The sequence below is a fragment of the Nitrospirota bacterium genome (assembly GCA_016214845.1).
Classification (GTDB): Bacteria; Nitrospirota; Thermodesulfovibrionia; order UBA6902; family UBA6902; genus SURF-23.
In genome coordinates, this window is record JACRMS010000026.1 from 158,411 (window position 1) to 172,088 (window position 13,678).

Consider the following 13,678-nt stretch of genomic DNA (forward strand, 5'->3'; position numbering starts at 1 on the left):
AGGGATTCCTAGTTAAGAACGCCTGACCTTGACTCTCAGGTGCTCGACCTTCTCAACGATAACATTTTCACCGGCCTTGATCGGTCCATCGCTCCAGGCCTTCCATATCTCGCCGTGGACAAAGACCATGCCTTCGTTATGAATGTCGGTCCTGGCTTTGCCCTCAAGTCCGACAAGCCCTTCGGCCCCGGTGACAGGCTTCTGTTTCTGAGCCTTCACAGCAAGCCTGATCGTCAGGAAGAAAAACAGTGTGGTAAGAAGGACCCCGGGAAGGACCACTTTAAGAGAGAGCTGGAAAAAAGGCAGAGGTGATTCAAAGAGCATCAGGGAGCCAATGGTCATCGAGATTATCCCGCCGATCGTAAGCACGCCATGAGAGATAATTTTGATTTCAAGAATGAAAAGGATCAGGGCGAGAATGATCAGGAGCAGTCCGGCATAATTTACTGGCAGGGTCTGAAATGAATAGAAAGCGAGTATCAACGAGATCGCGCCGAACACCCCTGGGAATATCGCGCCGGGATTTGTCATCTCAAAAAATATGCCGTAAAAGCCTAACAGCATCAGCAAATACGCGACATTCGGATCGCTGATGAGATCCAGGATCTTGCTCCTGATGCCCATCTCCTTCATTACGATCTTTACGTCTTTGGTTTTTAAAACACGCTTCCCTGCCGCGGTTTCAACCTCTTTATTATCTATGGAGTCGAGAAGTGTTTTCAGGTCCGCCGCGACAAGATCGATCACCTTCAGTTTCAAGGCTTCGGTCTCTGTGATCGACACGCTCTCCCGCACAGCCTTCTCCGCCCATTCGGCATTCCTTCCCCTTTTCCCGGCTGTGGACTTAATGTAAGCGGCGGCGTCATTGACGGCCTTTTCCGCCATTGTCTTGTCCATTTTTTCTCCAACGCCTACGGGATGCGCAGCCCCGATATTAGTGCCCGGTGCCATCGCTGCAATATGCGCGGCAATGGTAATGAATACCCCCGCTGACGCGGCCCGCGCCCCTCCCGGAGCTACATAGACAGCTACGGGGACCTCGCTCGCAGTCATCCTTTTTACGATAGACCTCATTGAGGTATCCAGCCCGCCCGGGGTGTCGAGTTCGATGACAAGCAACTCCGCTTTTTCCTTCTCCGCTTCATCTATGCTTTTTGTAATGTATTCGGACATGACGGGATTCACTACGCCATCCGCTTTTATGACGATTATGTCAGCGACCGATTGTGAGACGAAAAGAAGTGACGCGAGAAGGGAAAAAAATATAAACGATATTTTACCGGACATACCGGACATAATTGAATTGCAGTTGAAAAGGTTTTTCATGGTATAATACTTTTACTAAATTTTAACATAAGAATTCAGGATATGCTGAAAATCAACGAAATCTTCAAAAGCATTCAGGGGGAATCAACTTTCGCGGGGCTCCCCTGCACTTTCATAAGACTCGCCGGCTGCAATCTCAGATGCACTTACTGCGATACCAGTTATGCTTACTACAACGGCAAGGAGATCGCTGATGATGAGATCATTTCAAAGATAGATGAATACGGCGTCAAGTACGTGGAGTTCACCGGCGGCGAACCTTTGCTCCAGGAAGAAACTCCGCCTTTGCTTAAGACCCTCCTTGATAAGGGCTACACCGTATTGATCGAAACAAACGGCTCCATATGCATCGGCTGCCTCGACAAAAGACTGAATATCATCATGGATTACAAATCTCCGAAAAGCGGGATGAGCGAAAGGATGCGTCCAAAGAACTTTGATTTTTTAAAAAAGACCGACCAGATAAAATTTGTCCTCATGGACGAGTCCGATTACACCTGGGCAAAGGGTGTGATCTCGGAGAATAAACTCGCCGAGAGGTTCGATAACATCCTGATGTCCCCTGCCTACGGCATCCTGCCTGCCAAAGACCTCGTGATGTGGGTATTGCGCGACAACCTTCCCGTCAGGGTGCAATTGCAGATCCATAAATACATCTGGGCTCCCGACGAGCACGAAGGGGTCTTTTAAGATGGGAATTCAGAAGGCAGAATTCAGAAGACAGAAGACAGATTAAAGAAAGTGAAATGGTTTGGCGTAGAACTTCAGGCGCTCAAAAAAGAAAACCTCCTCAGAAAACTTACCTGCATTGGCCCATCTCACGGCCCAAAGATCTTAATTAACGGTCAAACCTTTATCAATTTTTCCTCAAATGATTATCTCGGCTTGTCAGGCCATCCTGAAATTGTGAGGGCCGCCGCAGGGGCGTTAAAGGAATACGGACTCGGCTCCGGCTCATCAAGACTTCTGAGCGGCACATATACTCCGCATGAAAAACTTGAGGCGCGGATAGCCAAATTCAAAAGGACGGAAGCCGCCCTTGTATTCAACACAGGGTATGCTGCCAATACCGGGACCATTCCGGCGATAGCAGGAGATGATGCATTGATCTTCAGTGATGAGCTCAATCATGCGAGCATTGTTGACGGCGTGAGACTTTCAAAGGCCGATGTGAAAATTTATAAACATCGAGACGTAAATAATCTTGAATCTCTTTTAAAGAAAAATTGCAAAAGCAGATCGATCAAAAGACGCCTGATAATCACCGACACGATCTTCAGCATGGACGGAGACATTGCGCCGCTGAAGGACATTCTTTCTTTTTGTGAAAAATATGACGCACTGCTGATGATCGATGACGCTCATGGTACAGGTGTGATCGGGAAAACCGGCAGGGGCGCTCTTGAGCATTTCAACATTAGATCAAACCGCGTAATACAGATGGGCACGTTGAGTAAGGCGGCCGGATGTTTCGGCGCATTTGTCGCGGGTCCAACCGATTTAATAAACCTGCTGATCAGCAAGGCAAGGAGCTTCATCTATTCGACCTCCCTCCCTCCAGCAATTACTGAGGCAAGCACGAAAGCAATAGATATTGTTGAGAATGAGTCGGGACAGAGAAGGAATAAATTATGGAAAAACAGGTTGCGATTATCTGAAGGTCTCAAGGGCCTCGGTTTTGATACGCTTAACTCGGAGACGCCGATAATCCCGGTGCTGATCGGCGATACAAAAAAAACGTTGAAGGCGGGGGGTTATCTTTTCAAAGAAAAAATATTCGCCCCTGCAATACGCCCACCCAGTGTGCCGGAGGGAAAATGCAGATTAAGGTTTTCAGTAACCTCCGCACATACGGATAAAGATATTGATCGGGTGTTGGAGAGTTTAAGAAAGGTTAAAAACAAATAACCACAGAGACTCAGAGGCACGGAGATGTTTTTATAAAGACATTTTAATTCCTCCGTGTCTCAGTGCCTCAGTGGTTTTTAAATTATTACTAAAATGGTCTGTCTAATCACCGGTTCATCAAGAGGTCTCGGAAAATCTGTTGCTCTCGCTTTTGGAAAGCGGGGGCATCGGGTGGTTGTTCATTTCAAAGATAAAAAGAGTGAGGCTGATGCAGTTGCTTCCGGGATAAAAGAATCGCTGGCGCTCAAAGCTGATGTCAGAGATTTCAATGAGGTGAAATCTCTGGTTGAAAAAGTCGTGCGGAAATGGGGCCGCATTGATGTGCTTGTGAATAACGCAGGAATTACAAAAGAGGCCCTGCTGTTAAAGACATCCGAAAAAGATTTTGACGAAGTAGTTGACACCAACCTCAAGGGGCCGTTCAATTTCATCCGCGCCGTTGCTCCATACATGACAAAGCAGAAAACCAAACACATCATAAACATCTCCTCCATCGCCGGGATAAAAGGCAAGGCAGGTTTGTCAGCTTACTCAGCGTCAAAGGCTGGTCTCATCGGTTTAACTATAAGTGCGGCACGAGAACTTAGTAAACACAACATCATGGTCAACGCCGTTCTTCCCGGATACATGCTCACTGAAATGGGAATGGCATCGAATGAGAAAGCAAAAGAACTCGCGCTTCAGGACAGTCTTGTAAAAGAATTCTCTAACCCCGATAATGTCGCCGACTTTATCTGCTACCTTTCAGAGACAAAAGGAATAACAGAACAGGTTTTCAATCTGGATTCAAGGATATTGTAGGGGCGGGAGTTTAGAGACCGGCAATGGGAATTGACAAGCGCTTGGCATCATGCCATTATAGTCTTAATTCTGGTCAACCTTAATGGAGGTCATCGAAATGAAAACTTTATCGCTTTCCGAGGCAAAAATGAAATTAAGCGGGCTTGTCGAATCAGTTTCCAGGACCGACGAAGAGATAGTCATTACGAAAAACGGCTCACCCGCAGCTGTGTTGATAAGTCCTGACGAATTTGAGAGCCTTAAAGAGACCATTGCCGTCCGTTCTGATGTGTCTCTCATGAATGAAATTAAAAAGGGACTGAAAGCCCTGAAAGCAAAAAAGGCAAAACTATATACCCTTGATGAATTGTTCGGGTAACCTTCCCTGTCATGGCACATTCAACATACAAGCTGAAAATTCCCGATGATATTGCACATCTAATCCGCACACTGCACCCCGAACTTAAAAAAAAGAGCAGGGCCGGCCTCAAGGCCATTCTGTCAAATCCAGCCGACGGCAAAGCGCTTAAAGACGAACTCGCAGGACTGCGAAGCTTCCGTATCAGCAAATTCAGGATCATCTACAGAGAAGGCCGAAATGTAATCGAACTTGTCGCCATTGGTCCGCGTGAACGGATATATGAAGATACCTACCGGCTGTTGAAAAAAGAGGGTCTGGACTGACCGAGGAATTAACTATGCACAAAGGCATTTTCATAACAGGCACTGACACTGGCGTCGGCAAGTCATTTGTAGCAATCGGCCTGATGAGGGCTTTTAAGGAAATGGGATTGCAGGTCTGTCCCATGAAGCCGGTGGAGACAGGCTGCAAAGTTCAGAAGGGAAAGCTCGTTCCGGCGGATACAATGGAACTTATCAACGCTGCTGATGTGAATGAGCCGCTTGACCTCATCAACCCTTACCGTTTCAGACAACCGCTTGCCCCGGCAGTAGCGGCTGAGGTGGAGGGAGTTGTAATCAAAAAAGAAAAGATATTGTCCGCACACAAACAACTTTCAAAGAGATACGACATTACAATTGTCGAAGGCGCAGGCGGGATAATGGTGCCTGTGTATAAAAAATATCTCTTCCTTGACCTTATTAAAGATATGAGACTGCCGGTCATAATCGTCTCAAGGCCCGGCCTCGGAACGATCAACCATACCCTGCTGACGATAAACGCCGCGAGGAGCAGAGGGATAGAAGTTGCCGGTGTGATAATAAATTATTCGGGAAAGATAAAAAAAGATATTTCCGTGAGGACTAACCCTGAAGTGATAGAGGGGCTTGGCAGGGTCCCGGTCTTGGGTATTTTGCATTCCGGAAAAGTATTTGCACAAATTGCGAAAAATATTTTGTCCTGTCTTCAGTAATTCAGAGGCATTAAATTAACCGGGACCCTGTCCCCGCGTTATTCCACAACCAGCTTGCCTATCATACCACCCCATGAATAATGGAATCCCTTTTCAATGTAACAGCCAAATTCAAACTCGCCTGATTTGGATGCGTAAAATTCCCCGGCAACCTTCTTGCCTTTGGGAACTTCAAAGCGCAGGCCGTAACCGTTGAGCCTGAAATTATAATCCCAGTCAACGCTCTCCACTTCCAATATCACGTGGGAATCCTTCTTCACCTTGATGACATTCGGCTCCCAGTTGCAGTTTTCACCTTTCAATTGGACTTTCATGACAGGCGCGCTGGCAGGCATTCCCTCCAGGGCTGTCATTTTCTGCTTGGCGGCGCATCCGACAATAAAGATCATAAAAACAAGAAGACATAACTTTCTCACTTTGCTCCTCCTTTCATTAAAATAATTTTGTGCGTATTTCTTATCTTCTGATTATCATATAAGGCAATGCGTGTCCACTTTAAAAATTTTATAAAACTATAAAACACAAGGCTTGAAATTCCCTTCTTTGACTTACACTTTTCAAATCAGTTAACTTTATATTCATGCGCCACCCGGAATGGATAAAGGTAAAATTAACAGAGACACACGGTACAAAAAAGATACTCAGAGATCATAAGGTCTCTACCGTCTGTGAAGAAGCCCGGTGCCCCAACCAGGGAAAGTGTTTTTCTAAGAACACCGCGACCTTTATGGTCTTAGGCGACAGGTGCACGAGGAACTGCTCCTTCTGCGCTGTTGAATCCTCAAGCCCTTTGCCGCTTGACCCCGGTGAGCCTGAAAGGGTCGCGGATGCCGCGTCAGCGCTGGGCCTGAAATTCGTCGTCATCACCTCTGTGACGAGAGACGATCTGCCGGACGGCGGGGCCGGGCAGTTTGCAAGAACGATACAGGCGATACGGAAGAAAAACCCGGCAATTAAAATAGAAGTGCTGACTCCTGATTTCAGGGGAAATGTTGAGGCGTTAAAAACAGTCCTTGACGCACAGCCCGATGTATTCAATCATAATGTCGAAACAGTTCCGCGCTTGTATTCAACGGTCAGGCCTCAGGCCGGTTATCTTCTTTCGATAAACGTACTGAAAACTGCAAAGCAATTGTGTCCCGGTATGAAAACCAAATCAGGACTTATGCTCGGCCTTGGAGAGAATGAATCAGAGGTGCTGTCTGTCATGAGAGATTTGAGGGACGCAGGCTGTGACTTTCTGACAATCGGCCAATACCTGAGGCCGGGGAGAAACAATATCCCCGTTGTTGAATACATAAGACCTGAGATGTTTGAACAATACAGGATAAAGGGACTTGAAATGGGTTTTACCGCCGTCGCTTCATCGCCGCTGACGAGAAGCTCAATGGACGCGCATAAAATATATTATAATAATCCTTAGATTTCGCATCTGTGTCATCTGCGTAATCTGCGGATATTTTTTTAAGGAGATCGTATGCTTGAGTTTAAGAGAATAAAACGCCTTCCGCCTTATGTCTTTGCGATTGTAAACCAGCTAAAGATGGAGGCGCGGAGGAAGGGTGAGGACATCATCGACCTCGGCATGGGAAATCCCGATATGCCGACACCTCAGCACATTGTAGAAAAACTTGTAGAGGCGGCCCAGAACCCGAAGAACCACAGGTACTCCGCATCAAAAGGTATCACCCAGTTGAGGCTTGCAATATGCGAGTGGTACAAGAGGCGATTTGACGTTGATCTCGACCACGAGACCGAGGCGGTAGTGACAATCGGCTCAAAGGAAGGGTTGTCTCATCTCGCATACGCGATGATCGAGCCCGGCGACCTTATATTGACTCCGGCCCCAGCGTACCCAATTCATCCCTACAGTTTCATCCTTGCCGGAGGCGACGTCAGGAGCATCCCGATCGGAAAAGACACGGATTTTTTTAAAAGCATGGAAGACGCCTTCAGGACAGCATGGCCGAGGCCGAAGGCGCTGCTGATAAACTTTCCCCATAATCCGACAACCGCCTGCACTGATATTGAATTCTTTCAGAGGGTGGTTGATTTTGCGAAGGAGAACAACATTATCGTTATCCATGATTTTGCTTATGCCGATCTTGCTTTCGATGGTTACAAACCGCCGAGCTTTCTCCAGGCAAAAGGCGCGAAAGATGTGGGTGTGGAATTCTTCTCGCTCACGAAAAGTTATTCAATGGCGGGCTGGAGGGTCGGCTTTTGCGTGGGCAATAAGGAAATAGTCGGCGCGCTTACAAAGATAAAAAGCTATCTCGACTACGGCATGTTCCAGCCGATACAGATCGCGAGCATCATTGCATTGAGAGGGCCGCAGGACTGCGTTGGGCAGATCGCAAAGACATACGAAAGCAGAAGGAACGTTTTGATACAGGGACTGAATAGCGCGGGATGGATAGTGGAGCCTCCAAAAGCAACCATGTTCGTATGGGCTGATATCCCTGAACCGTTCAGGAAAATGGATTCGCTCGAATTTTCAAAGCACCTGATAAAAGAAGCCGGTGTTGCTGTTTCACCCGGTATCGGCTTCGGCCCGGCAGGTGAGGGATTTGTCCGGTTTGCACTGGTGGAAAACGAGCACAGGATAAAACAGGCGGCACGGGGAATCAAGAAAGCGCTGAATAAACTGTAAATTGAATCGTGATGCGTAAAGCGTAATGGGCAAAAAAACAATTCATAACGCATTACGGATTTCTCATAACGGTTTTAATATTATCTTGTCCTTACCTTGAATAAATCCAAGTATTTGGAGCATAATATTTTTCCAGATAAAATTTATTGACTGCTTGCGGGGTAACATTGAAAAACAACTCTGTAAATATCGGCATTATCGGTTTTGGAACTGTAGGGGCCGGGACCGCAAAAATTCTTTTGAGGAAACGCGCGGAACTTGAGGGTAAGCTCGGTTTCCCGCTTGTTCTCAAAAACATTGCCGACCTCGATACAAAACGCGACAGGGGCATTAAACTTCCAGCCGGGGTCCTGATAAATGACGCGAAGGCAATGTTGAATGATCCCTCCATTGATATCGTGGTAGAGCTTATGGGCGGGATACATCCGGCAAAGGAGTTTATCCTTCAGGCAATTAAAAACGGCAAGCACGTTGTGACTGCCAACAAGGCGCTTCTTGCTACTGAAGGCCACGAGATATTCAAGGCGGCGAGAAAGAGCAAGGTGGATATCGGCTTTGAGGCGTCGGTTGCCGGCAGCATCCCTATTATAAAGGTGGTGAGGGAGTCGCTCATCGGCAACAACATCCAGAGTATCTACGGCATCATCAACGGGACGTCGAATTATATTCTTACCAAAATGACCGATGAGGGAATTGACTTCGGGACAGCCCTCAAAGAGGCCCAGGCGCTTGGCTACGCGGAGGCAGACCCTACTTTTGATATTGAAGGCATTGATTCAGCGCACAAGCTGACGATCCTTTCATCGCTTTCTTTCGGCGTCCCGCTTTCCTTTAAAAAGATCTACACTGAAGGCATAACGAAGATCACACCGCTGGATATCCAGTTTGCATCTGAGTTTGGATATAAGATAAAATTACTGGCGATCGCGAAACAGGCTGACAGGCATGTCGAGGTCAGGGTGCATCCGACAATGCTCCCGAAGGACCACCTCATTGCAAATGTGAACGGCGTGTTTAATGCGATTTACATTGAGGGCGACGCGATAGGCTCCCAGCTTTATTATGGAAAGGGAGCCGGTGAAATGCCCACGGGCAGCGCCGTTGTCAGCGACATCGCGGATATCGCAAGAGGTATCAAAACAGGTCTGTCATGCAGAACACATGGAATTACCATGACTGAGAACCCTGAATTGAAGATCAAAAAAATTGAGGACATCAGGACCTGTTATTACCTGCGCTTCTCAGCGCTTGACAAACCGGGGGTGCTGTCCAAAATATCGGGCATCCTCGGAAGCCACGATATAAGCATAAAGTCGATGATACAGAAGGGCAGAAAGGTAGAGAAGGCGGTGCCTGTTGTTATGATGACGCATGAAGCAAGGGAAAATGATATGGCGCAGGCGCTGAAAGAGATCAACCGCCTCTCGCTTGTGTCGGAGAAAACCATTTATCTGAGGGTCGAGGGAGGAGAAGGTTAATTCATGGAAGGGACAAAACCAGACAAATTTTTAGATATAAGAGGCGTTGTTTGCCCTTATACTTTAGTAAAGTCCAAGCTTGCAATTGAAAATATTAAGGTCGGCCAGATTCTTGAAATTATACTGGATTATCCTGAGGCGTCAGACAGCATCCCGAAGGCAATGTTGAATTATGGCCATTCTGTTTTGAAGGTAGAAAAAATAAATCCGAAGGAATGGATTGTTCAGGTTAGAAAAGAGGTAGAGGACTGATGGAATTCACCGAGGAGCAATTAAAAAGGTACAGCAGGCATATAATCCTTCCTGAGGTCGGCGGCAAGGGACAGCAGAAGATCTCAAATTCAAAGGTCCTCATTGTCGGCGCAGGCGGCCTTGGCTGTCCTGTCGGATATTACCTTGCAGCGGCAGGCGTCGGCACTCTCGCCCTTGTGGATAATGACGTTGTTGAACTGAGCAATTTGCAAAGACAGATCGCGCACAGCGTAAAAACACTTGGCATGAATAAGGCTGATTCAGCGAAGCAGACCTTTGAGAACCTGAACCCTGATGTAAATGTAGTTGCAGTAAAAGAGAGGATCAACAGCAAGAACATCCTTGGCCTGTTCAAAGATTATGACATCATCGTGGACGGGACGGACAATTTCCCTACACGTTATCTGATCAATGACGCATGTGTGATGCTGAAAAAACCCCTTGTCAGCGGGGCTATTCTCAGGTTTGAAGGACAGGTCACAACAATATTGCCGGGCGAAGGCCCGTGTTACCGGTGCCTGTTTGAAGAGCCGCCACCTGCAGGGCTTGTGCCCTCATGCCAGGAGGCAGGCGTGCTCGGCGTTCTTCCCGGGATCATCGGCGCGCTTCAGGCTACCGAGGTTTTGAAATTGATCATCGGCAAGGGAAAACCTTTAAAGGGTGAATTGCTGATCTATGATGCCCTTGGCGTGAATTTCAGAAAAGTGAGGGTCCCAAAAAACAGCGACTGTCCTATTTGCGGCAAGAACCCTACGATCAAGGAACTGTCGGATATACCGGAACAGTATTGTTCGATATAATCAGATAAATGTCATTGCCCGCTTGATCGGGCAATCCAGTACCTTATTAAAACTGGATTCCCGTTTTCACGGGAATGACGGAAACAACATGGAGGCAAGGTAAATGGGTTTTGTACATGGACTGAAATGCAGGGAGTGCGGAAGAGAGTACCCTGTTGATCCTATATATGTTTGTGAATTCTGCTTCGGCCCTCTTGAGGTCGTTTACGACTATAAAGAGATAAAGAAGGTTTTGACTAAGGAGAAGATCCTCTCAAGGCCGCAGAACCTGTGGCGGTACAAAGAATTGCTGCCGATTGACGGAGAACCCACAAGCGGGCTCCAGTCAGGGTTCACCCCTCTTGTTAAGGCGGACAAGCTTGCAAAAATTATCGGGGTGAAGGAACTCTATATCAAGGACGACACCGTTACTCACCCTACCCTCTCTTTTAAAGACAGGGTGGTCGCGGTTGCGCTTTCCAAGGCAAGGGAGTTCGGGTTTGATACAGTGGCCTGCGCGTCAACAGGCAATCTCGCGCATTCCGTATCAGCCCACGGCGCGGCAGGAGGTTTCAAGAGATTCATCTTCATCCCCGCGACCCTTGAGCGCAGCAAGATAGTGGCCTCGCTTGTGTATGAGCCTAATCTCATCGCTGTGGACGGGAATTACGACGACGTAAACAGGCTGTGCAGTGAAGTCGCGAATAAATACCGCTGGGCATTCGTGAATATCAATATCCGTCCGTTTTACGCGGAAGGCTCGAAGACCCAGGGATACGAAATTCTCGAACAGCTTGGATGGAAAGCCCCGGACGCGGTTGTGGTCCCATCCGCGAGCGGTTCTTTGCTTACGAAGATATGGAAGAGTTTTAAAGAGTTCAAGGAACTCGGTTTGATCGATGGATTACATTCAAAGGTGTATTCAGCCCAGGCAACAGGATGTTCGCCGATAGTTACCGCCATAAAGGCAGGCGTTGATGTTATCAAGCCGGTAAAACCTGACACGATCGCAAAGTCCCTCGCCATCGGAAATCCCGCGGACGGTTATTACGCCACTCATGTGGTAAAGGAAAGCGGCGGATTCGGGGAAGACGTCCCGGACCAGGAGATAATAGACGCGATAAAACTCCTTGCGAGGACAGAGGGGATATTTGCGGAGACAGCGGGCGGGGTCACTTTGGCCTCTGCGATCAAGCTGATAAGAGAAGGCCATATAAAAGAAGACGACCTGACCGTGCTTTGCATAACAGGCAACGGTCTCAAAACAAAGGAAGCTATTATGGGACAAACCGGCGAACCTTATCAAATTCAACCGAACCTGAAATCCTTTGAAGAAGTTTTAAAGAAAATAAAGTAATAATATATCCGCAGATAACTCAGATTACGCAGAGAGAATAAAAAAACAAATCTGCGCAATCTGCGGATGTATCAATATAAAGGAGGAGCATTAAATGGCAGTAACAGTAAAAATACCCGTACCGCTTCAGAGACTAACACAGGGAAAGGCAGAAGTTGAAGGGGAACCCGGCACAATCATATCACTTATTACCAACCTTGATCAGAAGTATCCGGGACTCGGCGAAAGAATATCCGATGGCGGCAAACTGAGGAGATTTGTAAACGTTTATGTAAATGAGGAAGACGTGAGATTTCTCAAAAACGAAGCCACCGAGGTCAAAGACGGAGATGAAATTTCCATAGTCCCCGCAATTGCAGGAGGGACAAAAAACAGCTATTAGCATTTGTTAGCTGTGAGCAACTGACTGCTGATCGCTAAGAGCTTATTGCTGATTTAAAAAGGGAGTTAAGATGAAAACGAGAATAAAATTAACATTTCCGCAGCAGCTCATCAGGGAGCCTGTGATATTCGCTATGGCAAAGAAATTCGATATAATGCCGAATATCAGGAGGGCGCGCGTAACTGAAAGCGTCGGAGAGATGATACTCGAACTTGAAGGTCTGAATGAAAATATCGAGAAAGGCATCGAATCTCTCAGACAGCAGGGAGTTAATGTGGAGCTTGTGGAAGGCGACATCATCGAATAATGACGCAGCCCTGGCATGGCCTTATCAATCAATACAGAAGTTTCCTGCCCGTAACAGACAAAACACCTGTTGTCACCCTCAATGAAGGCAATACTCCTTTAATAACGGCCTCCCATATTAATGAAGTAATCAAAGAAGAGATCAGTTTGTATTTTAAATTCGAGGGCGCAAACCCCACCGGCTCATTCAAAGACCGGGGCATGACCCTTGCCATTTCAAAGGCAGCTGAGGAAAATGCGAAGGCAGTTATCTGTGCGTCAACAGGCAATACATCCGCGTCAGCGTCGGCATATTCCGCAAGGGCCAACATGTCCTGCATTGTGCTCATTCCCGAAGGCAAGATCGCGATGGGCAAACTCGCCCAGGCAATGATACACGGCGCGATGGTGCTGCAGGTCGACGGCAATTTTGACGACGCGTTGAGAATGGTCAAAGAGGTCGTGGCAAAACATCCCATTGTGCTTGTCAACTCCATAAATCCCTTCCGTATCGAGGGACAGAAGACTGCGGCCTTTGAGGTCTGCGACCAGCTCGGTAAAGCGCCTGTTTATCATGCGCTCCCTGTCGGCAATGCCGGGAACATCACTGCTTACTGGAAAGGCTATAAAGAATATCATGCGTCCGGGAAGATCACGTCCCTGCCCAAAATGATAGGATTTCAGGCGGCAGGCGCGGCGCCTATTGTGCTGGGTCACCCTGTTGAAAAGCCTGAAACGATTGCCACGGCGATCAGGATCGGCAACCCCGCAAGCTGGAAGGGCGCAGAGACCGCAAGAGACGAATCCGGTGGGAAGATAGATTCCGTGACCGACGATGAGATCCTGGAGGCGTATAAATTCATTGCGTCACGCGAGGGGATTTTCTGTGAACCGGCTTCAGCCGCTTCCCTCGCAGGTGTGATCAAATTCTCAAAGCGGAACTACTTCAAACAAGGCGACACCATCGTCTGCACCCTCACCGGCCACGGGTTAAAAGATCCCGATAACGCGCTGAAGGTTTCAAAAGAGCCGGTAAAGATAAAATCGTCACTTTCCGCATTGGAAAACATCCTCAGAGGCTGCTGCATATAGCCGGCACATCATG

The 13,678-nt window shown here is 47.6% G+C and carries 17 protein-coding genes; 15 read left to right on the forward strand and 2 right to left on the reverse strand.

The annotated features are described in order from the left end of the window. Window positions 1–12 precede the first annotated feature (12 nt). Window positions 13–1,287: a nodulation protein NfeD gene (locus tag HZB61_08495; GenBank protein MBI5056638.1), complete on the reverse strand. Its 1,275-nt coding sequence runs from the start codon at window positions 1,285–1,287 to the stop codon at window positions 13–15. 81 nt (window positions 1,288–1,368) lie between these two features. Between HZB61_08495 and HZB61_08500 the strand changes: the two genes are divergently transcribed. The 6 genes from HZB61_08500 to bioD all read left to right on the forward strand — a co-directional run bounded on the left by HZB61_08500 (window position 1,369) and on the right by bioD (window position 5,387). Next, window positions 1,369–2,016: a radical SAM protein gene (locus tag HZB61_08500; GenBank protein ID MBI5056639.1), complete on the forward strand. Its 648-nt coding sequence runs from the start codon at window positions 1,369–1,371 to the stop codon at window positions 2,014–2,016. Window positions 2,017–2,067: 51 nt separating this feature from the next. Beyond that, complete coding sequence (gene bioF, locus HZB61_08505) at window positions 2,068–3,234, forward strand: 8-amino-7-oxononanoate synthase (GenBank protein ID MBI5056640.1); 1,167 nt, start codon at window positions 2,068–2,070, stop codon at window positions 3,232–3,234. A 93-nt stretch (window positions 3,235–3,327) separates the two neighbouring features. Continuing rightward, window positions 3,328–4,035: an SDR family NAD(P)-dependent oxidoreductase gene (locus HZB61_08510; protein ID MBI5056641.1), complete on the forward strand. Its 708-nt coding sequence runs from the start codon at window positions 3,328–3,330 to the stop codon at window positions 4,033–4,035. 97 nt (window positions 4,036–4,132) lie between these two features. Next, window positions 4,133–4,393, forward strand: a complete 261-nt coding sequence (locus HZB61_08515) for a type II toxin-antitoxin system Phd/YefM family antitoxin (GenBank protein ID MBI5056642.1) — start codon at window positions 4,133–4,135, stop codon at window positions 4,391–4,393. A gap of 11 nt (window positions 4,394–4,404) precedes the next feature. Next, entirely contained in the window at window positions 4,405–4,698 is a 294-nt protein-coding gene (locus tag HZB61_08520) for a type II toxin-antitoxin system RelE/ParE family toxin (GenBank protein ID MBI5056643.1), read from the forward strand. 14 nt (window positions 4,699–4,712) lie between these two features. Beyond that, window positions 4,713–5,387 carry a dethiobiotin synthase gene (gene bioD, locus HZB61_08525; protein MBI5056644.1) on the forward strand — a complete coding sequence of 225 codons (675 nt, stop codon included), beginning with the start codon at window positions 4,713–4,715 and terminating at the stop codon, window positions 5,385–5,387. A gap of 38 nt (window positions 5,388–5,425) precedes the next feature. Here bioD and HZB61_08530 read toward each other — a convergent pair whose 3' ends face one another. Continuing rightward, window positions 5,426–5,803, reverse strand: a complete 378-nt coding sequence (locus tag HZB61_08530) for a hypothetical protein (protein ID MBI5056645.1) — start codon at window positions 5,801–5,803, stop codon at window positions 5,426–5,428. 164 nt (window positions 5,804–5,967) lie between these two features. Here HZB61_08530 and lipA point away from each other — a divergent pair, with 164 nt between their 5' ends. From lipA to HZB61_08575, 9 genes are all read left to right on the forward strand, one after another. After that, the gene (gene lipA, locus HZB61_08535; protein ID MBI5056646.1) at window positions 5,968–6,810 is read left to right on the forward strand and encodes a lipoyl synthase; all 843 of its coding nucleotides are present in this window, start codon (window positions 5,968–5,970) and stop codon (window positions 6,808–6,810) included. A 54-nt stretch (window positions 6,811–6,864) separates the two neighbouring features. After that, window positions 6,865–8,040 (forward strand): aminotransferase class I/II-fold pyridoxal phosphate-dependent enzyme, encoded by a 1,176-nt coding sequence (locus tag HZB61_08540; protein ID MBI5056647.1) that lies wholly within the window; start codon window positions 6,865–6,867, stop codon window positions 8,038–8,040. Between the two features lie 167 nt (window positions 8,041–8,207). Beyond that, window positions 8,208–9,518: a homoserine dehydrogenase gene (locus HZB61_08545; protein ID MBI5056648.1), complete on the forward strand. Its 1,311-nt coding sequence runs from the start codon at window positions 8,208–8,210 to the stop codon at window positions 9,516–9,518. A gap of 3 nt (window positions 9,519–9,521) precedes the next feature. Next, window positions 9,522–9,770, forward strand: coding sequence for a sulfurtransferase TusA family protein (locus tag HZB61_08550; GenBank protein MBI5056649.1), 249 nt, complete (start codon window positions 9,522–9,524; stop codon window positions 9,768–9,770). Beyond that, window positions 9,770–10,570 carry a molybdopterin-synthase adenylyltransferase MoeB gene (gene moeB / locus HZB61_08555; protein MBI5056650.1) on the forward strand — a complete coding sequence of 267 codons (801 nt, stop codon included), beginning with the start codon at window positions 9,770–9,772 and terminating at the stop codon, window positions 10,568–10,570. Before HZB61_08550 ends, moeB begins: the two co-directional genes overlap by 1 nt. A 103-nt stretch (window positions 10,571–10,673) precedes the next feature. Then, window positions 10,674–11,906: a threonine synthase gene (locus HZB61_08560; GenBank protein MBI5056651.1), complete on the forward strand. Its 1,233-nt coding sequence runs from the start codon at window positions 10,674–10,676 to the stop codon at window positions 11,904–11,906. 94 nt (window positions 11,907–12,000) lie between these two features. Beyond that, entirely contained in the window at window positions 12,001–12,288 is a 288-nt protein-coding gene (locus HZB61_08565) for a MoaD/ThiS family protein (protein ID MBI5056652.1), read from the forward strand. 70 nt (window positions 12,289–12,358) lie between these two features. Then, on the forward strand, window positions 12,359–12,595 hold the full coding sequence (locus HZB61_08570; protein MBI5056653.1) for an NIL domain-containing protein: 237 nt from the start codon (window positions 12,359–12,361) through the stop codon (window positions 12,593–12,595). After that, a complete protein-coding gene (locus HZB61_08575) occupies window positions 12,595–13,665 on the forward strand; it encodes a threonine synthase (protein MBI5056654.1) in 1,071 nt (356 codons plus the stop codon). The genes HZB61_08570 and HZB61_08575 overlap by 1 nt, the downstream gene beginning before the upstream one ends. The last annotated feature ends 13 nt before the right edge of the window (window positions 13,666–13,678 follow it).